Genomic DNA, 26,381 nt, shown 5'->3' with positions numbered 1-26,381 from the left:
CGCAACTCCCTGTACGCTTTGCCTATCCAGCCGGTCTGACGGGCACATTCCAGATCTCCCCGGCATATTCCGCAATGGTGCGGTCCGAAGAGAACCAGCCGACCCGAGCCGTGTTCAGCAGGCTCGCTTTCCACCATGCTGCTCTGTCGAGCCACAACGCGTCAACGTCTCGTTGCGCTGCATAGTAAGAATCGAAATCTGCGGTCACCAGGAAGTAGTCGTGATGGCGTAGCGCCGTCGTCAGGGCGGCGAAGCGGGCGGGCTCGCCGGGCGAGAAGATGCCCGTCTCGATCGCCTCGAGAACGTCGGCCAGCATGCGCGACTTGGCGATCGTGTCGCCCGCGTCGATGCCGGCGATCCGGCGCGCCGCGACCTCCTCGGTGGTCAGGCCGAAGATGAAGATGTTGTCGTCGCCGACGCGTTCCTTGATCTCGACATTGGCGCCATCGAGCGTGCCAATGGTGAGCGCGCCATTGAGGGCCAACTTCATGTTGCCGGTGCCGGATGCTTCCATGCCGGCAGTCGAGATCTGCTCGGACAGGTCGGCGGCCGGGATGATCATCTCGGCCAGGCTGACATTGTAGTTCGGCAGGAACACCACCTTCAGCAGGTCGCGCACGGTGGGGTCGTTGTTGACGACCTGCGCCACGTCATTGGCAAGCTTGATGATCAGCTTGGCCTGGTGGTAGCTCGCCGCCGCCTTGCCGGCGAAGATTTTTACGCGGGGCACCCATTCCTTGTGCGGCTGGGCGCGCATGGCCTGGTAGAGCGCGATCGTCTCCAGGATGTTGAGCAGCTGGCGCTTGTATTCGTGGATGCGCTTGATCTGGACGTCGAACAGCGCGTTTGGATTGACGCGGATGTCGAGGCGGTCGCGGATCAGCTTGGCGAGCGCGATCTTGTTGTCCCGGCGCACGGCGCCGAACTGCTCGTGCAGGCCGAAATCGCTGGCCCAGGGCTCCAGCTTGGTCAGCACCTCGGCATTGTCGAGGATCGACACGCCGCAGGTGTCGACGAGGATGCGCGTCAGCCCCGGATTGGCCTCGTGCAGCCAGCGTCGGAAGGTGATGCCGTTGGTCTTGTTGTTGAGGCGGTCGGGATAGACCTCGTCGAGATCGCGGAAGATCGTCTGCTTGATCAGGTCGGAATGCAGCGCCGACACGCCGTTGATCGAATGCGAGCCGATGAAGGCGAGATGGCCCATGCGAACGCGACGGCCATTGTTCTCGTCGATCAGCGACACGGAGGAGAGGAAGCGGTCATCCGATTCGGTGAGCTTCTTCGCCTTTTCCAGATGGATGGCGTTGATCAGGTAGATGATCTGCATCTGGCGCGGCAGCAGCCGCTCCAGCAGCGGCACCGGCCAGGTTTCCAGCGCCTCGGGCAGCAGGGTGTGGTTGGTGTAGCCGAGGGTGCGGACGGTGATGTCCCACGCCTCTTCCCACGGGATTTCGCGCAGATCGACCAGGATACGCATCAGTTCGGCGACCGAGATCGCCGGATGGGTGTCGTTGAGCTGGATCGCGACCTTGTCGGGCAGCGAGCGGATGTCGCCATAGGTGCGGGTGTGGCGGTGGATCAGATCCTGCAGCGAGGCGGAGACGAAGAAATATTCCTGGCGCAGGCGAAGCTCCTGCCCGGCCGCGCTCTCGTCGCTCGGATAGAGGATCTTGGAGATCGCCTCGGCCCGCACCTGCTCGACCAGCGCGCCGATATGATCGCCGGAGTTGAAGGCGTCGAGGCGCAGCGGGTCGACGGCGCGCGCCGACCACAGGCGCAGCGTGTTGACGTGGCGGCCGCGCCAGCCGGGGATCGGCGTGTCATAGGGCACGGCCTCGATCGTCTCGGCCGCGTGCCAGACATAGCGGGCAATACCGGTCGGCGACATGATCGCCTCGACCGAGCCGCCGAACTGGATGTCGTAGACGACTTCCGGGCGCTCGAACTGCCAGGGATTGCCGAAGGAGAGCCAGGTCTCGGGATATTCCTGCTGCCAGCCGTTCTTCACCACCTGGCGGAACAGGCCGTGATCGTAGCGGATGCCGTAGCCATAGGCCGGGATCGACAGCGAGGCCATGGAATCCATGAAGCAGGCGGCGAGGCGGCCAAGGCCGCCATTGCCGAGCGCCGCGTCCGGCTCGACCGTCTTCAGCCTCTCCAGGTCGACGCCGAGATCGCCCAGCGCCGCGCGGAATGCCTCGGTGAGGCCGAGATTGTTCATCGCGTCGAACAGCAGGCGGCCGATGAGGAATTCGAGCGACAGGTAATAGACGCGCTTGCGGCCCTCGGCATAGGTCGACTTGGAGGACGCGATCCAGGGATCGACCATGCGGTCACGCACCGCGAGCGCCGTGGCGACGAACCAGTCGCGGTCGCTGGCGGTGACGGCGTTCTTGCCGACCGCATAGGTCAGCTTGGCGTTGATCGCATCGCGGGCGGCGGCGATCTCGGCCTCCGTCGCCGCGGCGACGGGCGCGCGCGCGGCCTCCGCGTCCTGGGTCGATATCGACATGGTGGCGTCCTGCATCGATTGGCCTCGTCCTGGCTCGCCGCGAATTGCCTCGCATCCGGACCGACGGCGATCGCTCGGGCCAGACTGCACTCCATGCAACAACAATGCCGAATTGCATCGCCCCCGGGATTCACCCGGAAGGGCAGAAAGCGGCCGCTGGTCACTCGGCCACCTTATGGCATAGTCCGTTTCGTTTAGACGACAGCCTAATTTATGGGCGAGCGGCGGCGCACCGGAAACAGCGGCACCGCCACGGAGCCACGCCGGATCAGGTCTCGCGGGTCGAGCGGTGCACGATGATGCGATGGCCGTCGACGGAAAGGCGCCCTTCCTTGATCAGGGCGCGGATCTGCTTGTTCACCGCCTCGCGGCTGGCGCCCAGCATCTGGGCGAGCGTGCCCTGGGTCAGGTCGAGCTCGACGACCGCGACATCGCGTTCGATGCGGCCGTGGATCAGCGCGAGCTGGCGCAGCAGCACCAGCAGGCGATGGCGCAGATCGGTGAAGACGGCGCGGTTTACCTGCTCGTTGGTGTGCCGCAGCCGCTCGCAGAGACTGAGGATGATCTGGCGCTGCAACTGGCTCGAACTGTCGAGCAGGTTGAGGAAGGACTGGCGCGGGATGAAGATCAGGCGCGTCTCGGTCAGCGTCGCGGCGCCGGCGCTGCGCGGCAGCCCGTCGATCAGCGCGATTTCGCCGATGACCTCGCCTTCCTCGTAAAGCTGGATGGTCAGCTCGCGGCTGTCATCCGCCGTCAGGAAGATGCGGACGATCCCGTCGACGACGGCGTAGAGCCCGTCGGATTCGTCGCCCTGCGAGAACAGGATGGTATCGGCCGCATAGGTCGAGACGCGCGCGATCTGGGCGAGGCGCGTCAGGTCGTCCCTCTCGAGGCCGTTAAAGAAGCTCGTCCGTCCGAGCCGGGAAACGATGTCGGCGACCTGCACCCTGCCCTCCGTCGAAAACCGCGCACTACACGAATGCGTTGCGCAACGGATAGCATTCAATTGGCGTCATGACGAGGGAAGCGAATCGCGTCCCGGGCCGCGCTTCAGCAATTCGCGAAACAGCGACCGCCGCCAGGATTGCAGGGCCCGCTCGCCGGTTTCCATCGCCATCACGACATCGCCATTGATGAGCAGCCGCGCCGCGCCGCGGAAGCGCACCGGCGCCAGAGCGCGGCCGATTTCCCGGCATCGCTTGTCGTCGTACAGCGTCGCCGCCAGATCGAGCGCGGCGACCAGCGCCAGGCGGATGCCCGAACGGCGCACCAGATCCTCCAGCGTCTGTTCCTCCGCCGCGCCCTGCAGCCGACGCGCCGCCTGCAGCACGTCGACGACCAGCCGCAGAAGTTCGAAATGGTGCGAGCTCGCCGCATGGACGCCGGCGATCGCCAGCCGCGTCGACGGCCGCGCCGCCTCGGCCGGGTCGCCATGCGGGCAGAGCTCCGCGAAGCCGAGCGACAGCTTCGAGCGCAGACCGGGCGCGTGCACCAGATTGCCCTGGATCTCCAGCATCAGGCGGCGATGGACCGAATGGATCCACTTGCGCTCCAGCTGCTCGTCGTCGCGCTGGTCCGGCAACAGCCCGAAGCCGGACGACGCCACCACCGCCTCGACCGAGGCGAGGCTCTTGAGCGGGACGATGATGTCGATGTCGCTGGTCGGGCGCAGGACCGGGTCTGGATAGATGTTGTCGGCGAAATCATGGCCCTTGATCAGCAGCGCCGGCTGATGGGCAGCGCGCAGCGCGGTGGCAAGACGCTTCGCCTCGACGCGCAGCTGCATGTTGAAGGCGACGCCGGCCGAGAAACGCGCCACGAAATCGTCGCGCACCGGCCGAAGGTCGGCGCTGGCCAGGATCGGCCGCAGCTTGCGCAGCACCGCCGGCAGCACGCCATGGCGCTCGGCCTGCGACAGCAGCAGATGCGCGCGCTCGGGCGCGAGCGACATCGGAGCCAGGCTCGATTCCGGATCGGCGAGCGCGATCAGCAACCGGCCATCGGCGCGCGAGAGGCGGCGCGGCGTACCGCCTCGAAGCGGTACGGCCTCGGCAACGTCAACGGTGGACATTCAATTTCATTCCAGCGACGGCAAAACCGGAGGAACATGTCCACCCGGATGAACGAAGGGCGATGCCCGGCACCGCCCATCATCCTGCAAAACCAACGTCAGCCGCCTGCGACCAGGAGCACCAGCCCCGCCGACGGCCAGCCGTCCTACGGCGGCGGCGGCGGCGTGTTGCCGGAAGTTGCAGCGACAATCATCGCGACCCGATCGCGTTTCAGAAGCTCGGGCTTCTCGTAGGTCTTCTTCATTCCATATTCCCCAGTCATCTTTTGAATCGTTCAGGAATTACCCGGCGATAGACCAGCCAACCGCAAGCGTGACCTCTGGTCAAGCACACGAGCTTCAGCTATCCCACCTTTCGCACCAGCCTTACGGAGAGACATCCCGTGTCTAGAATCGAGCCGAGCGCCGTTTGGGCGCTTCATGAAAATACAAGCTTTCAGCCGCTCGGCGACGGCGAAGGCGGCGTGCTGCTCGACACCGTGTCGGGCCAGCTGTTCACCTGCAACGACACTACGGCAGCCTTCCTGTCGACGGTCGACGGAACGCGCAACTTCGCCGGCATCCTGACGGAACTCGAGACGGTCTTCGACGTCGACGCCGACATGCTGCGCGACGACATGTCGGAACTCGCCAACCATCTGGCCTCCGAAGGCCTGATCGTTCGCGTCGACAAGTGACAGACGGCAGCGTCCTGCGCCGGGCGATGTTCCGGGCCGAAATGTGGTTCTGGGCTCGCACCCTGCCGTTGCGCTGCCGAAAATCGCGCGATTTCGCCGATATCATGAGGATCGCCGATGCCGGCGCGGACCGCCGCTACCACGGTTTCGCCGCGCCCTACATCGCCCACCGCGCCAAGCGCGCCGCGCGCCGCCCCTGGGTGATGCGCGACCGGCGCTGCCTGCGCGAGGGCATTCTCGCCTATCGCTTCCTGACACTCGCGGGCATCCCGGCCGACATGTATTTCGGCGTCGACCGCAAGAGCATCGGCAGCGCGAAGCTCTCCGCCCATTGCTGGGTCGTCGTCGACGGCAAGCCGCTGCTCAACCCACCCGAGCCGTCCATGGTGACGGTCTTCATCGAAAAGAACCGCGCCGGACACGCCTGATGCACACGACCCGCTATGTCATTCCCGGCCTCGCCTTCAACATAGTCGCCGAGCGCGAGGGTCTGGCCGCGCCAATCTTCCCTCAGCTTGTCGGGTTCCAGCAGCCGGAAGGGCCGGTCGCGCATGAGATCCGGGTTCGCGAAGCGGCCGGCGACGACATTCCCACCGAGGGCGAGGTGATCTGGTCCGGCAAGCTGATCGATGGCCTCTATGCCGAGATCAGCACGCTGGGCAACCGCCAGCAGTTCCGCGTCCCAGGCAAGCTTTCGATCGTCGAGGAACTGGGCAAGCCGCACACCGACGTCCAGGTGACGGCTGCGGCGGAGCAGCCTTTCCGCTCCATGGCCGGGGCCGTGCTGTTCGACATGGTGCTGCGCGGGCACGGGCTGATGACGATCCACTCCGCCTCGCTGATGGTGCCGGGGCGCGACGAACTCATGCTTCTGTTCGCCCCCAGCGGCTCCGGCAAGACGACGACCTCGCTGGCGCTGGCGCTGGGCGGTTACGGCCATATGGGCGATGACGTGGTGATCCTGCGCCAGGAAGGCACGGACCTGTTCGGCTGGGGCATGCCGCGCACGCTGAAGGTGCAGCGCCGGACGGCGGCGATGTTCCCCGAGATCCTGCCGCATCTGGGCGAATTCGGCGGCGAGGAGGACGAGGCGCCGCTTACCCGCGCCGCGCTGGCGGAGCTGATGCCGCTGCCGGACGCCTCGAAGAGCTACAAGATCGCCGCCGTGGTGGTGGTCGGCCCCCGCTCGGAAGGCGAGGCAAGCCTTGCCCGCCTCAGCAAGGGCGACGCGCTTTCGGTGATCCTCAGCGACAATATCGGCCTGCTCGGCGGCGGTGTCCCGCGCTCGCAGCAGGTGCTGTTCCGGCTGCTATCCAAGCTCGTCGGCGCAACCCCGACCTTCCGCCTCGACGCCGGCAACCAGCCGCATCGCATCGCCCCGGCCTTCGACGCGGCGCTGGGGATCGTACGCGAGACGCAGGCGGCTGAGGCTTAGGCGACTGAGGCTTGGGCCCACCGGGGTTGGGAGATCCCTGGATCCTCCTTCGAGGCCCGGCTGCGCCGGGCACCTCAGGATGATGGTCGGGGGTGCTCGTCGTTTTGGACTGCTGGTGAGCGATCAGCGCGGCGATGAAGATACGGCGCATGGCTGTTTCCTCGAGTGCCCGAAGGTGTGGAACTCCGGCCATAGCCCACCTGCGACCGTCGGACTGATGAACCTCGGTCGATCCAAGGCGCTCTCACCGTCCCTCACCCAACCCCGGCCATCATCCTGAGGCGCTCCGCACAGCGGAGCCTCGAAGGAGGGTCCAGCCATCTCAAGCCTCCCTGCCCAGCATGCGGCGCACCAGCAGGTGACCCAGTTCACGGGGCTCGGTTTCGGCGACCAGCGTCAGCTTGCTCGTGACGGCCAGGGTCGAGATGCCGTGCAGGCCCGCCCACATCGTGACCGTGGCGGCCTGGCGGGCCTCGATCGAGCGATCGGGCATCAGCGGCCCCAGCGCCTCGGCGACGAGCGAAATCAGCGCCGCGAGCTTCGGCCGGTACCAGTCCGGCAGGTCCTCGCCCTCCGGCAGGCGATGCTCGAACAGCAGGCTCCAGAGGCGCGGACGGCTTTCGACGAAATCGAAATAGGCCTCGACCAGCCGCTCCGGCCTTGCCGGCAACTCCGCCCTCGCCGCCTCGACCAGCACCACCGCCAGCGCATCGAGCGTCGCGGCGTTGAGCTGGACGATCAGGTCGTCGAGATTGGCGAAGAGATTGTAGAGCGTGCCCGGCGCATAGCCGATCCGCTCGGCGACCCGGCGGACCGTCAGGCCGCGCAGCCCCTCCTCCATGACGATCGCGCGCGCCGCCTCCAGCGCCAGGCGCTTCAGCTCCTCCGGGGCGTGGTCGCTGCGTCGTGCCATGTCACCTCCTGCCAGGGCTTTCGGCCCCTCGATCCCATATCGCTCCCTAACACATATTGAACATCGTTCAAAACGCTGATAGAGAATTGAACACCGTTCAATTAATGCGGCTTGCGACTTGCCGCGAACAGGCTGAGGTTTGACGCCATGGATGCTTCCGCACAGACACCTTCGCCCGACGCCCCGCCGCTCGACCGCAAGCAGGCCGGCTCACCGCCGCTGCTGAAGACGCCCGGCTTCCTGCCGCTCTTCATCGTGCAGTGGTTCGGCGCCTTTGCCGACAATGCGCTGAAGAGCGCCTTCGGCTTCATGGTCGCCTATGGCGGCGCCGACCTGTTCGGCCTGTCGCCACAGGTGGCGGTGACGCTGGGCGGCGCGGTATTCATGCTGCCCTTCTTCCTGTTCTCCGGCGTATCGGGCCGCCTGTCCGATACGGTCGACAAGAAGCTGGTCGTGCGCTGGACCCGGCTTGCCGAAGTGGCGCTGGCGATCCTGTCCTCGATCGCGATCATGATTCACTCCGCCCCGCTCGCGCTGCTCGGCATGTTCTTCTACGCCGTGCAATCGACCATCTTCGGGCCGGCGAAATATTCGATCCTGCCGCAATTCGTCAGCCGCGAGCGGCTGGTTGCCGCCAATGCGCTGTTCGAGGGCTCGACCTTCGTCGCCATCCTGCTCGGCACGCTGTTCGGCGGCCTCACCATCGGGCTCGGCGGCCAGTGGATCGCGATCGTCGGCCTCGTCTCGGTCGCGCTGGTCGGCGCGGTCGCCGCCTTCTTCATCCCCTCCGCGCCGCCGGCTCCGGGCGCCGGAAAATTCAAGTTCTCGCTCGTCGGCTCCAGCCGCGACGCCTTCGCCGCCATCCGCCGCAAGCGCACGCTATTCCTCGCCGTCTCCGGCATTTCCTGGTTCTGGATGATCGGCCTGATCGTGATGTCGGTGTTCCCCGACTTCGCCAAGACCACGCTGAAGGTCGACGAGATCGTCGCCAACCTGCTCGTCGCCGCCTTCGTCATCGGCATCGCGCTCGGCTCGGCCGCCACGGCAAAGCTGCTCGCCGGCCGGATCTCCGCCCGCCACACGCCGATCGGCGCGCTGGTGATGGCCGCCTTCATGGTCGACCTGTCGCATTCGGCCAGCGCGCTGGGCGCGGTCGGCGCCGGCGGGGCGCTCGATTTCGGCGCCTTCATCACCTCCGCCGCCGGCATCCGCGTGCTGGTCGATCTGGTCGGCGTCGCCTTTGGCGGCGGCCTGTTCACCGTGCCGCTCTATGCGCTGCTGCAATCGCGCGCCGAGGAACATGAGCGCTCGGCGGCGATCGCCGGCAACAACATCATGAACTCCGCCGTCATGGTCGCCGGCACGGTGATCGCGGCCGCCCTGCTCGCGGCCGGCGTCACCACGCTGCAGCTGCTGTTCTGGCTCGGCCTCGCCAACATCATCGCGGCGATCGTCTGCCTCAAATTCGTGCCGGACGAACTGGTCAAGGCGATCGGCCACCGGCTGATGCAGCTGCTGTTCCGCGCTCGCGTGAAGGGCCTCGAAAACTATGGCGACGGCGAGGACGCCGCCGTCGTCGTGATCAACCACACCTCGTTCATCGACGCCGTGCTGATCGGCTGCATGCTGCCGGGCAAGCCGGTCTTCGCGATCAACAAATACATCGCCGAGAAGTGGTGGGTTCAGCCGGCCTTCCTGTTCTTCGACCTCGTGCCGGTCGACCCGACCAGCCCGTTCACCGTGCGCAAGATGGTGAAGCTGGTGAAGGAAGGCCGCCGGCTGGTGATCTTCCCGGAGGGGCGCATCACCGTCACCGGCGCGCTGATGAAGGTCTATGACGGACCGGCGATGATCGCGGCTCTTGCCGACGTGCCGATCATTCCCGTCCGCATCGACGGCGCGCAATACACCATCTTCTCCCGTTTGAAGGGCAAGGTGCGGCGCCGCCTGTTCCCCGAGATCCAGATGACCGTGCTGCCGACGCGGCGGATCGAGCTGACACCCGGCCTGGTCGGCCGCAAGCGGCGGCACGAAGCCGGGCATCATCTGCAGGCGATCATGACCGAGATGGTCTACGAGACCAGCCCGGCGGCGGAGACGCTGTTCGACACCCTGCTGCGTGCCCGCCACATCCACGGCAAGCGGCCGGTGCTGGAAGACGTGACGCGCAACCCGATCGGCTACAAGCAAATCATCCGCGGCGCCTTCGCGCTCGGCAAATCGTTCGCGAAGCTGTCGGCGCCTGGCGAACGGGTCGGCGTGCTGCTGCCCAACACGCTGGCCGCCGTCGTCACCTTCTTCGGGCTGCAGGTGACGGGCCGCATCCCGGCCATGCTCAACTTCTCGGCCGGGCCCGCTTCGGTCGATGCGGCGCGCAAGGCGGCCGAGGTCAAGCTGGTGCTGACCTCGCGCCAGTTCATCGAGAAGGGCCGGCTGCAGCCGCTCGTCGATAGCCTCGGCCAGAACGCCCGGATCGTCTATCTGGAAGACCTGCGCGGGGAGATCGGGCTGTTCCGCAAGCTGTTCGCGTTTGCCGGAGGCGTCGCGCCGCGGTTCCTGAGCCGTGTCGCGTTCCAGCGGCCGACCGATCCGCAGGCGGAGGCCGTCGTGCTGTTCACCTCCGGCTCCGAGGGCACGCCCAAGGGCGTCTCGCTCAGCCATCACGCCATCCAGTCGAACCGCCAGCAGATCGCCAGCGTCATCGACTTCTCCGGCGAGGATGTCGTCCTGAATGCGCTGCCGCTGTTCCACGCCTTCGGGCTGACGGCGGGCTGCCTGCTGCCGCTGTTCTCCGGCGTCCGGCAGATGCTCTACCCCTCGCCGCTGCACTACCGGATCGTGCCGGAGATGGCCTATGACGTGAATGCCACCATCCTGTTCGGCACCGACACCTTCCTCGCCGGCTATGCCCGGATGGCGCATCCCTACGACTTCTATTCAGTTCGCTACGTCTTCGCCGGCGCCGAGCGGGTGAAGCCGGAGACGCGCCGGGTCTGGTCGGAGAAGTTCGGCATCCGCCTGCTCGAAGGCTACGGCACGACGGAAATGGCGCCGGTGATCTCGATCAACACGCCGATGGCCAACCGGCCGGGCTCGGTCGGCAAGGCGCTGCCGGGCATCGAGACGCGGCTGGAGAAGGTCGCCGGCATCGAGGAAGGCGGCAAGCTGCTGGTGCGCGGCGCCAATGTCATGCGCGGCTACTATCGCGCCGAGGCGCCGGGCGTGCTCCAGCCGCCGGTCGATGGCTGGTACGACACGGGCGACATCGTCACCATCGCGGACGGCTTCATCACCATTTCGGGCCGTGCGAAACGCTTCGCCAAGGTCGGCGGCGAGATGGTGTCGCTGGCGGCGATCGAGACGCTGGCAGGCGAGTTCTGGCCGAACCACGCCACGGCCGCCGCCGCCGTGCCGCACGAACGCAAGGGCGAGGAGATCGTGCTGGTGACAGAGCGGCCGGAGGCCGATCTCTCGGAGTTCCAGCGCTTTGCCAAGATGCGCGGCCTGTCCGACATCATGCTGCCGCGCACCGTGCTGTTCGTCGAAAAGCTGCCTCTGCTCGGCTCCGGCAAGCTCGACAACACGGCGGTGACGGAGATCGCCGTGAAGGCCAAGACGCGGCCGGCCGAGGCGGTGGTGGCGTAGCAAGCCCCTCACCCCAGCCCTCTCCCGCACGCGGGAGAGGGGGCGATCACGACCATCGAGGATCAAGCCGAGTCGCTGGGACAGCCAAACGGCAGCAATTAGCCCTTGATGTTGATGAAACCCACAGGCGGAAATAGCCCTCGCCCGCTTGCGGGAGAGGGCTGGGTGAGGGTCTTACTTCCGCTGCTTCACCGGCTTTTTCGCGTTGGCGCGGATCGCCACGTCGATCGCGGCCAGCGCCCAATCGCGCAACTCGTCGGTGTCGTCGAGCAGGCGCTCCGGGATGCGGTAGTAGTTCAGGGACGTCTTGCCGCCGTTCTTCGAGCCATAGACGAAAGGGCCGCAGCCCTCCGCCTCGAAGCCCGGACGCGTTTCGTCGTCGGCCTTCAGGAAGATCCCGTCGCTCTGCCAGATGCCGAACATCAGGCCGTCGCGAAAGAAGCCGAGACCGCCGAACATGCGGCGGATGCGGACGCCGCCGACCGGCTCGAACAATTCGGCGAGGTATTCGAGATCAGCCGTCATAGCGATGCTCAGCCTGCGAGATCGAGACCCATCTGCCAGAAATCGGCTTCCAGACGAACGGCCTGGCGGAAGATCTCCAGCAGGCGCGGATAGCGCGCCTCGGTCAGGTAATCTGCCGCAAGCCGGTCGATCTGGGCAAGGCTCGCCTCGGCCACGGCCTGATAGCCCTCGCCCGCATATTCGTGGATCCACGGCGCATAGGGATTTAGGCCATCAAGACCGGTGCCGGACGCCGCAAGAGCGGTACCAATCTCGGCATAGCCGACGACGCAGGGCGACAGCGCGACGATGAGATCCAGCATGTCGCCGCGAAGGCCCGCCTCCTGGACGAAGCGCGTATAGGCGACAGTGGCGCGGGCTTCCGGCGTGTTCTCCACGGCGTCCTGCGACAGGCCCCATTCGGCGCAGAGCTTCAGATGCAGGCTGGTCTCGTCGAGAATCGCGTGCATGCCGGCCGACGCCTTGCGCATTTCCATCGCGTTGGGCGCCTTGTAGACGCCGATTGCATAGGCGCGGGCGAATTCGATCAGGAACAGATAGTCCTGCACGAGGTAGTGCTGGAAGCTGGGCTTGGGCAGCGAGCCGTCCCCGAGGCCGAGGACGAAGGGATGGCGCACATAGGCGTCCCAATCGGATTTCGCGTCTGCCTTCAGGCGCTCAAACAGGCTCGACAAGCCGCTCTCCATGATGGAATGGGATGGATTTGAAGGTGCGGGAAACAGTCCTCAACATCCTGAGGAGGCCCGAAGGGCCGTCTCGAAGGACGCATAGCGGTCGCGCTGTTCCTGCCCTCAGGCCGTGCGTCCTTCGAGACGGCTTTCTCCGAAAGCCTCCTCAGGATGATGAAAATTGGGGGCTGCACAACTGCCTTATGCACCTCTCCCTGAGGGGACGGTGCAGGAGAGAATGCCCTTAGCGGTCAGCTGTCGCGGTTGCCTCGGATAGATCCGCCGGCTTCAGCATGACGGATTCGCCGCAGCCGCAGGCCGAGACCTCGTTCGGGTTCTTGAACACGAAGCCGGAACGCAGCTTGGTCGTCTCGAAATCCATCACCGTGCCAAGCAGATAGAGGACGGCGGCAGGATCGATGAAGACCGTGGCGCCCTTCTCCTCCAGCCGCTCGTCCTTGGGGTCAGGCTCGGCAACCGGCTTCATGGTGTATTCCATGCCGGCGCAGCCGCCCTTCTTGACGCCGATGCGCAGGCCCAGCACGGGCTCGTCGGAATCCTCGACGATCTCGCGCACGCGCTCCGCGGCGGCTTCGGTCAGGGTCATCACGGCAAAGCGTGAACGGACGCCCATGGCATATCTCCAATTCGCGGCGCGAAGCGCCCTTGTCGACCCTAAGATCGGCTTTCAGATCCCGTTCTGCAAGGCGCTGACGGGTAGATCGGAATCGTTCGCCCAAATGCCCGGCGTCGCCAACTCGACGACATGGCCATCGGGATCGTTGAAATAGAGGCTCTCGCCGCCCTGCGGCCACTTCATCTCGGCGGTCACCGTCACGCCCTTGGCGACCAGATGATCGCGCCATTGGGACAGCGAATCCTTCGGGATGCGCAGCGCGAAATGGTAGGGGCCGCTGCTGTCATGCGCGGGAATTGTGCCGCCCGGCAGCACGACATCGCTCAATGTCGCGCCGCGCAGGAACACCAGAAGGACACTGGACGGGCCGGCGTCGAAGGCAACCAGTCGCGCGTCCTCGAGCAGGGGCCGCAGGCCGAGAATGTCGCGATAGAAGCCTGCCGCGCGCTCGATGTCGTCGACATAGATCGCCGTTTCGAGAACACCGGTGATCGGAGGCGCCATCGTCAGTGCCTCAGTACCAGTCGAGCGCGACGCGGGCTTCGTCCGACATGCGGTCCTGCGACCAGGGCGGATCGAAGGTCATGGTGACATCGACGCGGCCGACGCCGGGCACCGAACCGACGGCGTTCTCGACCCAGCCGGGCATTTCGCCGGCCACGGGACAGCCGGGCGCCGTCAGCGTCATTTCGATCGCGACATTGCGGTCGTCGTCGACGTCGATCTTGTAGATCAGGCCGAGTTCGTAGATGTCGGCCGGGATCTCGGGGTCATAGACCGTCTTGAGCGCGGCGACGATGTCGCCGGTCAGACGCTCCAGTTCCTCGGCCGGAATGCTGGAAACAGGCGCTTCCGGTGCGGCGGCCGCCGTCTCGTCCTGCCCTTCGCCGATCACTGCGATATCGTCCATTTCAGATCCTCATGCGAAGAAAGAGTGCGCCTTGATCAGCGCATCGGCAAGCCGGTCGACTTCATCGAACGTGTTGTAGAGACCGAACGATGCCCGACATGTGGAGGTCACGCCGAAGCGGTGCAAGAGCGGCTGGGCGCAATGGGTTCCCGCGCGGACGGCGACGCCCTCGCGGTCGATGATGGTCGAGACGTCATGCGCATGGGCGCCGGCCATCTCGAACGAGACGATCGCGCCCTTGTCCTTCGTGGTGCCGAAGATCTTCAGGCTGTTGATCGCCGAGAGGCGCTCGGTCGCGTAATCGCGCAGCGCCAGTTCATGCGCCAGGATCCGGTCGCGGCCCAGGCCTTCCATATATTCGAGCGAGGCGCCAAGCCCGATCGCCTGGACGATCGGCGGGGTGCCGGCCTCGAAGCGGTGCGGCGGCACGCCATAGGTGACATTGTCCTCGGTGACATCGCGGATCATCTCGCCGCCGCCGAGGAAGGGCGGCATGACCTCGAGCAGCGCCTTCTTGGCGTAGAGCACGCCGATGCCTGTCGGGCCGTAGAGCTTGTGGCCGGTGACGCAATAGAAGTCGGCGTCGAGCGCCTGCACGTCCACCGGCAGGTGCACGGCGGCCTGGCTGCCGTCGACCAGCACCTTGACGCCATGGGCATGGGCGATGCGGATCACGTCCTCGATCGGCACGATGGTGCCGGTGACGTTCGACATATGCGTGATCGCGACGATCTTGGTGCGCGGCGTGATCAGCTTCTCGAATTCGTCGAGCAGGAAGGTGCCGTCATCCGCGATCGGCGCCCACTTGATCACCGCGCCCTTGCGCTCGCGCAAGAAGTGCCAGGGCACGATGTTGGAATGGTGCTCGAGGATGGAGACGATGATCTCGTCGCCCTCGCCGATCTCCATCTGCCCGAGCGACGAGGCGACCAGATTGATCGCCTCCGTCGACGAGCGGGTGAAGATGATCTCGTCGACCGAGCCGGCATTCACGAACCGCCGCACCGTCTCGCGCGACTTTTCATAGGCGTCGGTCGCGACATTGGAGAGGTAATGCAGGCCGCGATGGACGTTGGCGTATTCTTCCGAATAGGCCTTCGTCACCGCATCCAGCATCGCCTGCGGCTTCTGCGCCGAGGCGCCATTGTCGAGATAGACGAGCGGCTTGCCATAGACCGTCCTCGACAGGATCGGAAAATCCCGCCTTATCGCCTGAACGTCATAGGCGCCCTGCTCGCTCATGCTGCCTCTTGCCCGCGCGCGGCGAGCCAGTTGCGGGAGATCTGCTCGAAGGCTTCGCCGATGGCCTCGTCGCCAAGGCCCTCAATGGCTTCGGCCAGGAAGGCCGTCACCAGCAGCGTCTCGGCCTCGGCGCGGGGAAGGCCGCGCGAGAGCAGGTAGAACAGGATGTCCTCGTCGATCTCGCCGCTGGTTGCGCCATGCGCGCACTGGACGTCGTCGGCAAAGATCTCCAGCTCCGGCTTGACGAAGAAGGACGCGTCCTCGGAAAGGAGCAGGCCCTGCGTCATCATCCGGCCGTCGGTCTTCTGCGCATCGGGGCGCACGATGATGCGGCCCTGGAACACGCCTTCGGAACGGCCGTCCATCACCGCCTTGAACAGTTCGCGGCTGGCGCCATTCGGCACGGCGTGATCGACGCTGAGCGCGATATCGGCGTGCTGCTTGCCGCGCAGCATCGTCGCGCCGAACAGACCGGCGCGCGCATTCTCGCCCGAATAGGTGACGAAGGTCTGCGAGCGCGAGATCGCGGCGCCGATCATCAGGGTCAGGTGATCGAACGCGGTCTCGGTGCCGATGGTGACGGCGAGCGTGCCGAGATGGACGCTGGCATCGCCCTCGCTTTGCAGCTTGGCCCAGACCACCTTGGCGCGATGACCCGCCGTCGCCTCGGTGACGATGTTGGCCTGATAGGCGCTGCCGGCCGGGCCGACATGCGTCTCGAGGATGCGGACGAAGGCGTCGTCGCCGACGGTCACGAGGTTGTGCACATGCGAGGCGACGGCCGAGGTCGTCACATGGGCGATCTCGATCGCCCGCTCGATGCGGACGCCGGCAGGCACGTCGATGGCGACACCACCCAGCATCAGCGCGGAATTCAGCGAGACCATCGCGTCGTTCAGCGAGGCGACCTGCAGGCCGATGCGCGCATCGCCTTCCTGCAGAAGATCCACCAGCGGACGGATGGTGACGCCGTCAATGCCCGCGAGATCGGAAAGCTCGGGACGGAAGCTGCCATCGACCACGACCAGGCGCGCCCGGTCGAGACCCGGCAGCGGATCGGCCAGCAGGCTCGTCTCGGCGGTCGGGCCGATTGCCAGCGGCGGCACGGTGCGCAGCAAGGCGCGGAGATCCGTATAGCGCCAGGCTTCGGTCCGGCGATGCGGCAGGCCCTGCTTCTGGAAGGCGGCGAAGGCGTTTTCGCGCGCCGCGGCAATCGCCGGCGAACCGGGCAATTGCGTGCGGGCGGCGGCGAATTCCAGCGCCAGCGTTTCTTCGGCCTGTGTGCGCAGGATGCGCGGCTCGGCGTTCATCGATGCCACTCCCCCGCTCAAGCCGCTTCGCCGGCATAATCGGCATAGCCCTTGGCTTCGAGCTCCAGCGCCAGTTCCGGACCGCCGGTGCGGACGATGCGGCCCGCCGACATCACATGCACCTTGTCGGGCACGATATGGTCGAGCAGGCGCTGATAGTGGGTGATGACCAGCATCGAGCGGCCGGGATCACGCAGCGCATTGACGCCTTCCGAAACGACGCGCAGGGCATCGATGTCGAGGCCGGAATCCGTCTCGTCGAGGATCGCCAGCTTCGGCTCGAGCAGCGCCATCTGCAGGATCTCGTTCCGCTTCTTCTCGCCGCCGGAGAAACCGACATTGAGCGGACGGCGGAGCATTTCCTGAGTCACGTTCAGCTTTTCCGAGGCCGTCTTCACGCGGCGCATGAAGTCCGGCGTGGTCAGCTCGGCCTCGCCGCGCGCCTTGCGCTGGGCGTTCATGGCGGCCTTCAGGAAGGTCATGGTGGCGACGCCGGGGATTTCCAGCGGATACTGGAAGGCCAGGAACACGCCGGCGGCTGCACGCTCTTCGGCCGGCATCTCGACGATGTCGTTGCCGTCGAACAGGATCTCGCCCTCGGTCACGTCATAGCCATCGCGGCCCGACAGCACATAGGAAAGCGTCGACTTGCCGGAGCCGTTCGGCCCCATGATCGCATGGACTTCGCCGGTCGGGACGACCAGGTCGACGCCGCGCAGGATCTCCTTGCCGTCGATGGAGGCGTGGAGGTTCTTGATCTCGAGCATAGTGTTGTTCCGTTCAAACTGGCTGTCTGAACCCTCCCCTTGAGGGAGGGTCGAAACGCTGCAAGCGTTTCGGGGAGGGCTTTCCGGTGCCTGGACCGAGCGCCCCTCCCGAAACCGGCTTTGCCGGTTTCGACCTCCCCGCAAGGGGGAGGTTCAGAGAGAAAGGGCTTAGCCGACCGAGCCTTCGAGACTGATCGAAATCAGCTTCTGGGCCTCGACCGCGAACTCCATCGGCAATTGCTGGATGACGTCCTTGACGAAGCCGTTGACGATCAGCGCCACGGCCTCCTCCGACGAAAGCCCGCGCTGCAGGCAATAGAACAGCTGGTCGTCGGCGATCTTCGAGGTCGTCGCCTCATGCTCAAATACGGCGCTGGCGTTCTTCGACTCGATGTAGGGCACGGTATGCGCGCCGCACTTGTCGCCGATCAGAAGGCTGTCGCAATTGGTGAAATTGCGCGCGCCGGACGCCTTGCGGTGCGCCGAGACAAGGCCGCGATAGGTATTGTCCGAGCGGCCGGCGGCGATGCCCTTCGAGATGATCCGGCTCTTCGTGTTCTTGCCGAGATGGATCATCTTGGTGCCGCTGTCGACCTGCTGGTAGCCGTTCGACACCGCGATCGAATAGAACTCGCCCTGGCTGTCATCGCCGCGCAGGATGCAGGACGGGTACTTCCAGGTGATCGCCGAGCCCGTCTCGACCTGGGTCCACGAGATCTTCGAACGGTCGCCACGGCAATCGCCGCGCTTGGTCACGAAGTTGTAGATGCCGCCCTTGCCGTCCTTGTCGCCGGGATACCAGTTCTGGACCGTCGAGTACTTGATCTCGGCATCTTCCAGCGCCACCAGCTCGACCACCGCCGCATGCAGCTGGTTCTCGTCGCGCATCGGCGCCGTGCAGCCTTCGAGATAGGAGACGTAAGCCCCCTTCTCGGCGATGATCAGCGTGCGCTCGAACTGGCCGGTGTTGCGCTCGTTGATGCGGAAATAGGTCGACAGCTCCATCGGGCAGCGGACGCCCTCGGGGATGTAGACGAACGACCCATCGGAGAACACAGCCGAATTCAGCGTCGCGTAGAAGTTGTCGGTCACCGGAACGACGGAGCCGAGATACTTCTTCACGATCTCCGGATATTCGCGGATCGCTTCCGAGATGGCGCAGAAGATCACGCCGGCCTTCTTCAGCTCTTCCTTGAAGGTCGTCACGACCGAGACGGAATCGAACACCGCATCGACCGCGACCCGGCGATCCGACGCGCCCTCGACCCCGGCCAGGATCTCGCGCTCGCGCAGCGGAATGCCCAGCTTCTCGTACATGGCGAGCAGTTCGGGATCGACCTCGTCGAGCGACTTCGGACCCGGCGTGCTCTTGGGCGCCGAATAATAATAGAGGTCTTCGAAATCGATCTTCGGATAGTGCACGCGCGACCAGGTCGGCTCGGTCATGGTCAGCCAGCGCCGATAGGCGTCCAGCCGCCATTCGAGCATCCAGTCGGGCTCGTTCTTCTTGGCGGAGATGAAGCGGACGATATCCTCCGACAGGCCCTTGGGGGCGCGGTCGGATTCGATATCGGTCACGAAACCGTATTTGTACTGATCGACGTCGATCTGGCTAACCTGATCGACCGTCTCCTGAATTGCAGGCATTGCCTACTCCATCCACAGCGGTTTCAAGGACCGCGGGTTGAGTGCGTTGTCATGCGGCGCGTGTCACGCCCGGCGCGAGCCGTCTCATGACACGTCCCCAGACCTCCGTAAATCTACGTATGTCGGATTCGGTGGTCCCCCATCCGAAACTGACGCGGATCGCGGCCTTCGCCTGGGATTCGGGCACGTTCATCGCCCGCATCACATGCGAAACACCGACTTTTCCCGAAGAGCAGGCCGATCCGGCAGATACCGCCACCCCTTCGAGATCGAGCGCGATCACCAGCGTTTCCGCCTGGAGACCGTCGACGCCAAGTGACAGCGTCTGCGGGAGCCGCTCGGCGCCCCCGCTCAAGAGAATGGCCGGAACCGCCTTCGTCGCGATCTCGTCGCGCCAGAGGCTCCACGCGGCAGACCGATCGAGATCGGCGCGGGCGCAATCCGCCGCCACGCCGAAGCCGACGATCGCCGCCACGTTCTGCGTGCCGGCGCGGCTGTATTTTTCTTGGCCCCCGCCGACCAGGAGCGGCAGCGGCGAGACGAGATCGCCGCCCAGAACGATCGCGCCAGCACCCTGCGGACCGCCGATCTTGTGGGCGGAAAGGGTGAGGAAATCGACGCCAAGCGCCGCGATATCGACCGGGATCCGGCCCGCCGCCTGGATCGCGTCGGTATGGACCAGCGCGCCAAACTTGCGCGCCAGCGCCGCGATCTCGGCAACCGGCTGGATCGTACCGGTCTCGTTGTTGGCCAACATGACGGAGACCAGCGCCCGCTTGCCTTCGGCGGCAGCCAGCTCCAGCGCCGCGCCCAGATCGGTGAGGCTCAACCGCCCCTCGCCATCGACCGCAATCGAACGGACCCTGTCGGGGCCGAAACGGCCACCGGCCAGCACGGACGGGTGCTCGGTAGCGCCCACCAGCAGCAGGTCGATCGCCAATTCACCGGCACCCATACGCATCCGCGGAGACAGCACGGTGACATTGGCCTCGGTGCCGCCGGAGGTGAAGATCACGCGGGTCGGGTCGGCGCCGACAAGGGCCGCAACCTGGCGGCGCGCCGCCTCTACCTTGGCCCGAGCGGCCCTGCCCTCGCCATGCACGGAGGAAGCATTGCCGGTCGCATCCAGCGCATCGATCATCGCCATGCGCACTTCGGGACGAAGCGGCGCACCGGCGTTGTAATCGAGGTAGATACGCGGCGCGGCCACGGCTGGCAGTCTCCCGTTGCAAGGCGGATGTCGCATTATGCTTGAAATCCGGACCCTGCCTCATGCTACAAGGCCCGCTACAAGGCAGGATCGACATCCGACGCCGATTTCGAATAATTCTAAAGTGTTCTAGAAACCCTGAGCATCAGAGTCAAGTTAGGATTTGACGCTGATATAGGTCGCTTGGGACGTTCTGAACAGATCGAAAGGTCCGAGGCTAAACATGCCCGAGGTTATTTTCACCGGCCCCGCCGGCCGCATTGAGGGACGCTTCCAGCCGTCCAAGGAAAAGAACGGCCCGATCGCCATCATCCTTCATCCGCATCCGCAGTTCGGCGGCACGATGAACAACGCGATCACCTATCAGCTGTTTTACATGTTCGCGAAGCGCGGCTTCGCCGTGCTGCGCTTCAACTTCCGCGGCGTCGGTCGCAGCCAGGGTGAATTCGACCATGGCGAGGGCGAGCTTTCGGATGCCGCTTCGGCGCTCGACTGGGCGCAGACCATCCATCCGGACGCGCGCGCCTGCTGGGTCGCCGGCTTCTCGTTCGGCTCGTGGATCGGCATGCAGTTGCTGATGCGCCGCCCGGAGATCGAGGGCTTCATCTCGATCGCGCCGCAGGCCAACCTGTACGACTTCTCGTTCCTGGCGCCCTGCCCGTCCTCCGGCCTGATCGTCCATGGCGACCAGGACAAGGTCGCACCGCCCAAGGACGTGCAGACCTTGGTCGACAAGCTGAAGACGCAGAAGGGCATCATCGTCGAACAGACGATCATGCCGGGCGCCAACCATTTCTTCGAAGGCCAGGTCGAGCCGCTGATCGATATCTGCGGCAACTATGTCGACAAGCGCCTCGCCATGCTGAGCGCCGCTTAAGCCTTCCCTGCGGCGGTGCTTCGGCGCTCCCGATGGTGATTTCGACGGCCCGCGGCGACCTCGCCGCGGGCCGTTTTCTTTGGGCGATGCCGTCCAGCGGCACTGGAAGCGTCGGTCAACAGATACTGCGGGTCCACGGCTGGCCCCGACGAGGCCCGCCCGCAATGGGATCCGTCCTTCCGAGGCGCTCGGTACAGCGCGCTAGAAGGCGCCGGCGGATCCAACCCCAAATCGTTTGAGATCAATGGCTTGCGGCGAGAGACTGAGAACCCGATTCCGGTCGAAGCGACTGCCGCCACTAAGGGCAAGGCTCGCCACACTCCGCCGACGTCGTCATCTCTACTAAGGAAGAGTTCCCTGCCTCGCGCGGCTTGGCGCCAAAACCGTTCTGGCTACCGCCCGATGGTCGGAGGCCGCTTTCGCAGGTCTGACCGCAACGTGGATTGCTGGAGGTTAGGCCTTGGCCCGTCGACATCAGGGAAACCCTAGCCGAGATTGATCGAGCCGCGCTCGACGGCAGGCCGGGACACCACCTGGGAGATGGTGGCCGGAAGGCCAGTATGGACGGGATTGGCGCCGGCCGATGCCAGGCCTTTGGAGCCCACCTCCCGGAGAGGCATCCCGGAGAGCTTGCGGGGCCCCAAAAAAGCCAAAAGGCTCCGCCGAAGCGGAGCCTTTCAGTATGCGCCCCGTCTATGAGATCAGAACTTGTAGCTCAGGCCGACCGTGACGGCCGTCTGTGTAAAGTCAGCATCGACCGGACCTTCGAGCAGCTGGTAGGTCTTGTGGCCGAAATCGCTGTAGCGAAGCTCGGCACGGGCGATCCAGTTCGGCGAGAAGGCGTATTCGGCGCCGACACCAGCCGTCCAGCCGACATGCGTATTGCTGTCGTCGGAACTGAAGCTGGCCCCGAGGTCTTCATTGTAGCCATTCGAGGACATCTTGCCGTCGGCGAAGGCGATACCGCCCGTGCCATAGACCAGGAAGTTGTCAAAGGCATAGCCGGCACGGGCCCGAAGCGAGGCCTGCCACTGGCTTTCCATCTGAAGCTCGCCGGTGACGAAATCACCGCCGAAGTTCGTCACGTAGCCGGCATAGCCCTCGCTACCCTTGAGGTTGGCGTAGTCGAGATCGCCTTCGACACCGAAGACGAACTGGTCCATCTGCCAGTTATAGCCGGCATGGACGCCGCCGATGAAGCCATCCATGTCGAAGCTGTCGGCAATAGAGTCGGTGAGGATCTGAGGAGTTGGCGGATCGCCAAACAGGCTGCTTTGGTTATCGTCCTCGCTGCCCCAGGCATAACCGGCATGCACACCGGCATAGAAGCCAGACCAGTTGAACGCGGCGGGGGCCACGACGACCGGGGCTGGTTCATAGGTGAGATCGGCGGCGCGAGCTCCACCGAGGCCCAGGGCCAGGACAGATGCCGCTGCCGTCGCAGTCAGTAGCGAATGTTTCATTGCGGGCCTCTTCAGTCTTACTGTTCACGAAGAATGCGATGAAAGTGCCACCCAGAGACCAAAGCCTAGCACCGGATTCGCAAACAAACCATTGCCGATTCATCCATGGAAGGAAGAATCCTATCCTATAGAGTCCGATTCCGTGACAATATTGCAATTACCGAAACAATAGTTTCTTGAAAGACCTCTAGGTAAGATGACAGAGATAAACGTTAGCTAGATGCACCTTTGCCTAGCTAAGTCGGAAATACTCGGCGGCACCAGCTCCGTTCCGCATCGCCGGATGCACGAGATCCCATCTGCGGCCGAAGTCGGGACGACCCTCCCGCTTTCCGGAAGAGCCTATCAAGCCGGGGAAGGGCCCATGCAATACCCAATAGAAAAGGGCCCTGCGATGCAGGGCCCTCCGATATCGATAGGGGACGTCGGATCAGAACTTGTAGTTCAGACCGGCCTTGAGGGTATGGAAGGCGACGTCGGACTTGAATTCGCCGTCACCGTCAAAAACAAAACCGGTGTCGGACGACACATTGCCGAGATCGACGTAGAGATATTCGGCCTTCAGGGTTATGTTCTTGGTGATGCCATATTCGACACCCGCGCCGGCAGTCCAACCCCAATTGGTGTCCGAGTTCGAGAAGCCGTAGTCAAAATCGCCGTCGTTATACGAGCCGGAAACCTTCACCTTGCCGTAAGCCGCGCCACCCGTGCCGTAGAACAGCACGTTGTCCCAGGCATAGCCCAGTCGACCGCGAATGGTGCCGAACCAATCCACTTTGGTTTCAAGAGACTCGCTGTAATAGTTGTTGGGCTGGCCAGACTCTTCATACTTGGCCTCGATGCCCGAAGCGGCAAAGTCTGTCTCGATGCCGGCGACCCAGTTGGTGTTGAACTGCCAGTTATAGCCAGCCTGCACGCCGCCGAAAGCGCCAAAGGCGTTGTCGCTATAGTTGTAGCCGTCGCCATCACCATCATAGTAGCGGAACTGAGAGTCGATGTTACCGCCGCCGATGCCGCCATGGACACCGATGTAGAAGCCGGTCCAGTTGAAGACTTCCGGAGCGACGACCACCGGGGCGGGCTCGTAGGTCAGGTCGGCCGCCTGGGCGCCGACAACGCCCAGTGCCAGTACGGATGCCATGGTTGCACTGCGAAGAATGAATTTCATCAGAGATGCCCCTAGCTCGGAAAAATGGATCCAGACGACCGCTGAATTGGGGGGAGCGGCCGTTCAGGTATCTTCAAGCTAGCGCAACTCTTCCCGTCTGACTGTGGCAGAATCGCATCACCAATCCCGCAAGTTACGTATGGCCAGACAAGGTTCTAGAGCGTGAATAGAGTGCGCCCTTACTACATTCCCTGTAGAAAATTGACCGATAAAACGAATTTGTGCCAGCGAACCGTCCGCGACTTCGGCACGTCTAGCGGATAAGGAAAATCATCTTAGATAGCCAAAGCGGCATCGAAGCCTCGGCCTTCGCTACCTCGTGGTTACGCAGACTGGACGTGCAACGGTTTACGCGGCCTGCGGCCCGCCGATCGATTCTCAATCAGATGGGAGTCAACAATTGCCGAATGGTCGCTGTTCGCGGCGACAATCGAAGCCAAGGACGGGTCGCGGGCACGGCAACAAGAAGGGCCCCGCCTTGGCGGGGCCCTTCTGAACGATTGATAGCGTAGGCGATCAGAACTTGTAGTTCAGACCAGCCTTGATGGTGTGGAACTTGGTATCGACGTCGGCGCTATCGAGATTGATGTAGCGGAAGCCGGTGTCGTGAACCGTCACGTCGTTGGCGAGGCTGGCGCTGCCGAGGTCGACATAGAGATATTCGGCCTTCAGCGTGACGTTCTTCGTGATGCCGTATTCGAAGCCGGCGCCAACCGTCCAGCCCCACTGGGTGTCCGAGTTCGATCCGCTGAGCACATCGTCACCGTTGTCGTAGTCGATGTTGTACGACGTCTTCACGTGGCCGTAAGCCGCGCCGCCCGTACCATAGAACAGGACGTTGTCGACCGCGAAGCCGAGGCGAGCGCGGAGGGTTCCGAACCAGTCGACCTTGCTGTCGACGCCCATGTCGAGCGGCCGGGTGCTGCCACCCCAGGACTCGATGCCGAACACGTTGGAGGCATCGCTGGAGATGCTGGCGGCTGCGATATCGGCCTCGACGCCGGCGACGAAGCTCGATCCGAACTGATAGTTATAACCGACCTGGACACCGCCGAAGCCGCCATTGGCGTTCTCGTCATCGCTGCCGCCGAAGGTAGAGAAACCCAGAACCTGATGTTCCTGAAACCCGGAGACCGAGTAGTCATTCGTACCAGCGCCGAGGCCGCCATGGACACCGACATAGAAGCCGGTCCAGTTAAATACTTCCGGCGCCGCCACGACGACCGGCGCCTCGATCAGGTCCGCGGCCTGGGCGCCGGCGGCGCCGAGAGCGAGAACCGAAACCATAGTCATTCCACGCAGAATTGCTTTCATGCTCAGCCCCTGTGGTGAAGAGATTCCCCGGCAACCGCAGCCACGACGATCACCTGTTGGGCCAAGCTAGTTTAGTGACACTAGAAAAACTGTTGCAGAAATACACCGAAAGGCTGAATTGACGTAGCGTTTCCCTAGCCTTTTGGCGCGGCTGGCCTCTCTTCAACGGCAGCCGGCGGCGCAACCTATTGATGCGGTTTTGCATAAATCCGCAGATAGTATGAAATCCAAATCAATTTTTGACTTGATTTGAGGTATCCGGCCCGCGCCGGTTCGCCTGCAAGCGACGACAGCGGGCCGGAATTCCGTTCGGCAGTGCTGAAAAGACACAACCTTTCACACCTGCGCAGAGCATTGGCTCTGATTCGCCGTCCCGATAGCTCCAGGGGGATGCCCAGGGAGCGCATGGGGCTGAGGATCACCGACTTGGGGAAGAGTGCTGATACCCGCTCGGCGACGACGAAAAAAGGCCCCGCCGAAGCGAGGCCCATCCACTTTAGAAACAGCAGCTGTCTGTTGCCGTCTGGCGGTTATTCGCCACGACGGAACGAGCAGGCTACATCGTGCCGGATTTGGCCTGCGGCTTGGCCTTTCCGCCGGCCAAACGGACGATTTCGGCGACCACCTGCTGGTGCAGCACGCGGTTCTTGTCGATGTCGAAATGCGAGACGGCGGCCTTGATGTCGGTGCGCTTGCGCACGTCGGAATTCACCACGCGCTTGCCGGCGCCCGGGGGCACGTCCAGCGCCTCGGCCCAGCCATTGTTGGACTGGTACAGGTTCAGGTAACGCCGGACGCCGGGGGCGACGGGGCCCTTGGTCGTCGGGTCGAAGGTGACGACGAGATCGACCGGGACGCCGTTGCGCGCCAGTTGCTGACCCATCAGGAGAACGGCATTGGCGCCCAGCGAATGGCCGACCAGGACGATCGGACGGGTGGCCTTCGGGTTCGCCTTGTACTTGGCGGTGATGTCGGCGGCGACGCTCGGCCAGTTGGCGTGGTTCAGCACCTTGTTGGGGATGCCCTGCGCCTTCAGCTCCTTCGACATGTCGTCCATGCCGAGCGAGAACACGTTGGCGAGGCCGCGGAACAGGTAGACCTGCGGGTCGCGCTGGACGACCGGCGCACGCTTCGTGGCCCTGGCGACCAGCCGGGGCGCGGGCTTGGCCGCGGCGGCTTCAGCGCCGGCGGCCGGGGCCGTCATGGGCGGCATGGCGGCGCTTGCGGTCGTCACCGGCCGGGATCCGGCAGCGCCCTGGGCGGATGCGGCGAGCGGGGCAACAAGGGCTGCGCCCGCGATCAGCAGGACGCCAAATTTCAGCATGCGAACGAGCATCCGGATCTCTCCCAAAGAAGAATTTGAAACGATGGTGGCGGACAAGGCGGCGGT

The 26,381-nt window shown here is 64.5% G+C and carries 23 protein-coding genes; 5 read left to right on the top strand and 18 right to left on the bottom strand.

Features of this window, described 5'->3' with window-relative positions:
- Positions 1-22: 22 nt before the first annotated feature.
- The 3 genes from ABIE08_RS02480 to ABIE08_RS02470 form a co-directional block, all read right to left on the bottom strand.
- Positions 23-2,512: a glycogen/starch/alpha-glucan phosphorylase gene (locus tag ABIE08_RS02480; protein WP_354548497.1), complete on the bottom strand. Its 2,490-nt coding sequence runs from the start codon at positions 2,510-2,512 to the stop codon at positions 23-25.
- Positions 2,513-2,780: 268 nt separating this feature from the next.
- Positions 2,781-3,458 carry a Crp/Fnr family transcriptional regulator gene (locus ABIE08_RS02475; RefSeq protein WP_354548495.1) on the bottom strand — a complete coding sequence of 226 codons (678 nt, stop codon included), beginning with the start codon at positions 3,456-3,458 and terminating at the stop codon, positions 2,781-2,783.
- 66 nt (positions 3,459-3,524) lie between these two features.
- Positions 3,525-4,583, bottom strand: coding sequence for a nucleotidyltransferase family protein (locus tag ABIE08_RS02470; protein WP_354548493.1), 1,059 nt, complete (start codon positions 4,581-4,583; stop codon positions 3,525-3,527).
- 383 nt (positions 4,584-4,966) lie between these two features.
- Here ABIE08_RS02470 and ABIE08_RS02465 point away from each other — a divergent pair, with 383 nt between their 5' ends.
- Genes ABIE08_RS02465 through ABIE08_RS02455 form a run of 3 tightly spaced genes read left to right on the top strand, consistent with a single transcriptional unit; the run spans position 4,967 to position 6,695 of the window.
- Positions 4,967-5,260: a PqqD family protein gene (locus ABIE08_RS02465; RefSeq protein WP_266332008.1), complete on the top strand. Its 294-nt coding sequence runs from the start codon at positions 4,967-4,969 to the stop codon at positions 5,258-5,260.
- A complete protein-coding gene (locus ABIE08_RS02460) occupies positions 5,257-5,688 on the top strand; it encodes a lasso peptide biosynthesis B2 protein (protein WP_354548491.1) in 432 nt (143 codons plus the stop codon). The genes ABIE08_RS02465 and ABIE08_RS02460 overlap by 4 nt, the downstream gene beginning before the upstream one ends.
- Positions 5,688-6,695: a hypothetical protein gene (locus ABIE08_RS02455; RefSeq protein WP_354548490.1), complete on the top strand. Its 1,008-nt coding sequence runs from the start codon at positions 5,688-5,690 to the stop codon at positions 6,693-6,695. The genes ABIE08_RS02460 and ABIE08_RS02455 overlap by 1 nt, the downstream gene beginning before the upstream one ends.
- A 322-nt stretch (positions 6,696-7,017) precedes the next feature.
- Here ABIE08_RS02455 and ABIE08_RS02450 read toward each other — a convergent pair whose 3' ends face one another.
- Entirely contained in the window at positions 7,018-7,608 is a 591-nt protein-coding gene (locus ABIE08_RS02450) for a TetR/AcrR family transcriptional regulator (RefSeq protein ID WP_354548488.1), read from the bottom strand.
- A gap of 147 nt (positions 7,609-7,755) precedes the next feature.
- On the opposite strand from ABIE08_RS02450, the gene ABIE08_RS02445 reads away from it, so the two are divergent.
- Positions 7,756-11,253, top strand: a complete 3,498-nt coding sequence (locus ABIE08_RS02445) for an acyl-[ACP]--phospholipid O-acyltransferase (protein ID WP_354548486.1) — start codon at positions 7,756-7,758, stop codon at positions 11,251-11,253.
- Between the two features lie 174 nt (positions 11,254-11,427).
- On the opposite strand, the gene ABIE08_RS02440 is transcribed toward ABIE08_RS02445, so the two are convergent.
- The 10 genes from ABIE08_RS02440 to ABIE08_RS02395 form a co-directional block, all read right to left on the bottom strand.
- Positions 11,428-11,778, bottom strand: coding sequence for a TfoX/Sxy family protein (locus ABIE08_RS02440; protein WP_354548484.1), 351 nt, complete (start codon positions 11,776-11,778; stop codon positions 11,428-11,430).
- Between the two features lie 8 nt (positions 11,779-11,786).
- Positions 11,787-12,452 (bottom strand): thiaminase II, encoded by a 666-nt coding sequence (tenA, locus tag ABIE08_RS02435; protein ID WP_354548483.1) that lies wholly within the window; start codon positions 12,450-12,452, stop codon positions 11,787-11,789.
- Between the two features lie 238 nt (positions 12,453-12,690).
- On the bottom strand, positions 12,691-13,080 hold the full coding sequence (gene sufA, locus ABIE08_RS02430; RefSeq protein WP_354548481.1) for a Fe-S cluster assembly scaffold SufA: 390 nt from the start codon (positions 13,078-13,080) through the stop codon (positions 12,691-12,693).
- A gap of 54 nt (positions 13,081-13,134) precedes the next feature.
- A complete protein-coding gene (locus ABIE08_RS02425; RefSeq protein ID WP_354548479.1) occupies positions 13,135-13,587 on the bottom strand; it encodes a VOC family protein in 453 nt (150 codons plus the stop codon).
- A 10-nt stretch (positions 13,588-13,597) separates the two neighbouring features.
- Positions 13,598-13,993: an SUF system Fe-S cluster assembly protein gene (locus ABIE08_RS02420; protein ID WP_266332024.1), complete on the bottom strand. Its 396-nt coding sequence runs from the start codon at positions 13,991-13,993 to the stop codon at positions 13,598-13,600.
- 9 nt (positions 13,994-14,002) lie between these two features.
- Positions 14,003-15,235 (bottom strand): cysteine desulfurase, encoded by a 1,233-nt coding sequence (locus ABIE08_RS02415; protein WP_354548477.1) that lies wholly within the window; start codon positions 15,233-15,235, stop codon positions 14,003-14,005.
- Entirely contained in the window at positions 15,232-16,545 is a 1,314-nt protein-coding gene (gene sufD / locus ABIE08_RS02410; RefSeq protein ID WP_354548475.1) for a Fe-S cluster assembly protein SufD, read from the bottom strand. The genes ABIE08_RS02415 and sufD overlap by 4 nt, the downstream gene beginning before the upstream one ends.
- 17 nt (positions 16,546-16,562) lie before the next feature.
- Positions 16,563-17,312 (bottom strand): Fe-S cluster assembly ATPase SufC, encoded by a 750-nt coding sequence (gene sufC, locus ABIE08_RS02405; protein ID WP_354548474.1) that lies wholly within the window; start codon positions 17,310-17,312, stop codon positions 16,563-16,565.
- 168 nt (positions 17,313-17,480) lie between these two features.
- Positions 17,481-18,959 (bottom strand): Fe-S cluster assembly protein SufB, encoded by a 1,479-nt coding sequence (sufB, locus tag ABIE08_RS02400; RefSeq protein ID WP_266332028.1) that lies wholly within the window; start codon positions 18,957-18,959, stop codon positions 17,481-17,483.
- Positions 18,960-19,008: 49 nt separating this feature from the next.
- Positions 19,009-20,169 carry a cysteine desulfurase family protein gene (locus tag ABIE08_RS02395; protein ID WP_354548472.1) on the bottom strand — a complete coding sequence of 387 codons (1,161 nt, stop codon included), beginning with the start codon at positions 20,167-20,169 and terminating at the stop codon, positions 19,009-19,011.
- A 223-nt stretch (positions 20,170-20,392) separates the two neighbouring features.
- On the opposite strand from ABIE08_RS02395, the gene ABIE08_RS02390 reads away from it, so the two are divergent.
- Positions 20,393-21,046 (top strand): alpha/beta hydrolase, encoded by a 654-nt coding sequence (locus ABIE08_RS02390; RefSeq protein ID WP_266332030.1) that lies wholly within the window; start codon positions 20,393-20,395, stop codon positions 21,044-21,046.
- A gap of 701 nt (positions 21,047-21,747) precedes the next feature.
- Here the strand turns inward: ABIE08_RS02390 and ABIE08_RS02385 are convergent.
- The 4 genes from ABIE08_RS02385 to ABIE08_RS02370 form a co-directional block, all read right to left on the bottom strand.
- Positions 21,748-22,509: an outer membrane protein gene (locus tag ABIE08_RS02385; RefSeq protein WP_354548470.1), complete on the bottom strand. Its 762-nt coding sequence runs from the start codon at positions 22,507-22,509 to the stop codon at positions 21,748-21,750.
- A gap of 430 nt (positions 22,510-22,939) precedes the next feature.
- The gene (locus ABIE08_RS02380; RefSeq protein WP_354548468.1) at positions 22,940-23,677 is read right to left on the bottom strand and encodes an outer membrane protein; all 738 of its coding nucleotides are present in this window, start codon (positions 23,675-23,677) and stop codon (positions 22,940-22,942) included.
- A 516-nt stretch (positions 23,678-24,193) separates the two neighbouring features.
- Positions 24,194-24,964 carry an outer membrane protein gene (locus tag ABIE08_RS02375; protein ID WP_354548467.1) on the bottom strand — a complete coding sequence of 257 codons (771 nt, stop codon included), beginning with the start codon at positions 24,962-24,964 and terminating at the stop codon, positions 24,194-24,196.
- Between the two features lie 583 nt (positions 24,965-25,547).
- Complete coding sequence (locus tag ABIE08_RS02370; RefSeq protein ID WP_354548465.1) at positions 25,548-26,327, bottom strand: hypothetical protein; 780 nt, start codon at positions 26,325-26,327, stop codon at positions 25,548-25,550.
- Between the last annotated feature and the right edge of the window lie 54 nt (positions 26,328-26,381).

This window comes from Kaistia defluvii, assembly GCF_040548815.1.
Taxonomy (GTDB): domain Bacteria; phylum Pseudomonadota; class Alphaproteobacteria; order Rhizobiales; family Kaistiaceae; genus Kaistia; species Kaistia defluvii_A.
Note: the sequence above shows the minus strand (reverse complement) of the source record. Positions and strands in the feature narration are given on the sequence as shown.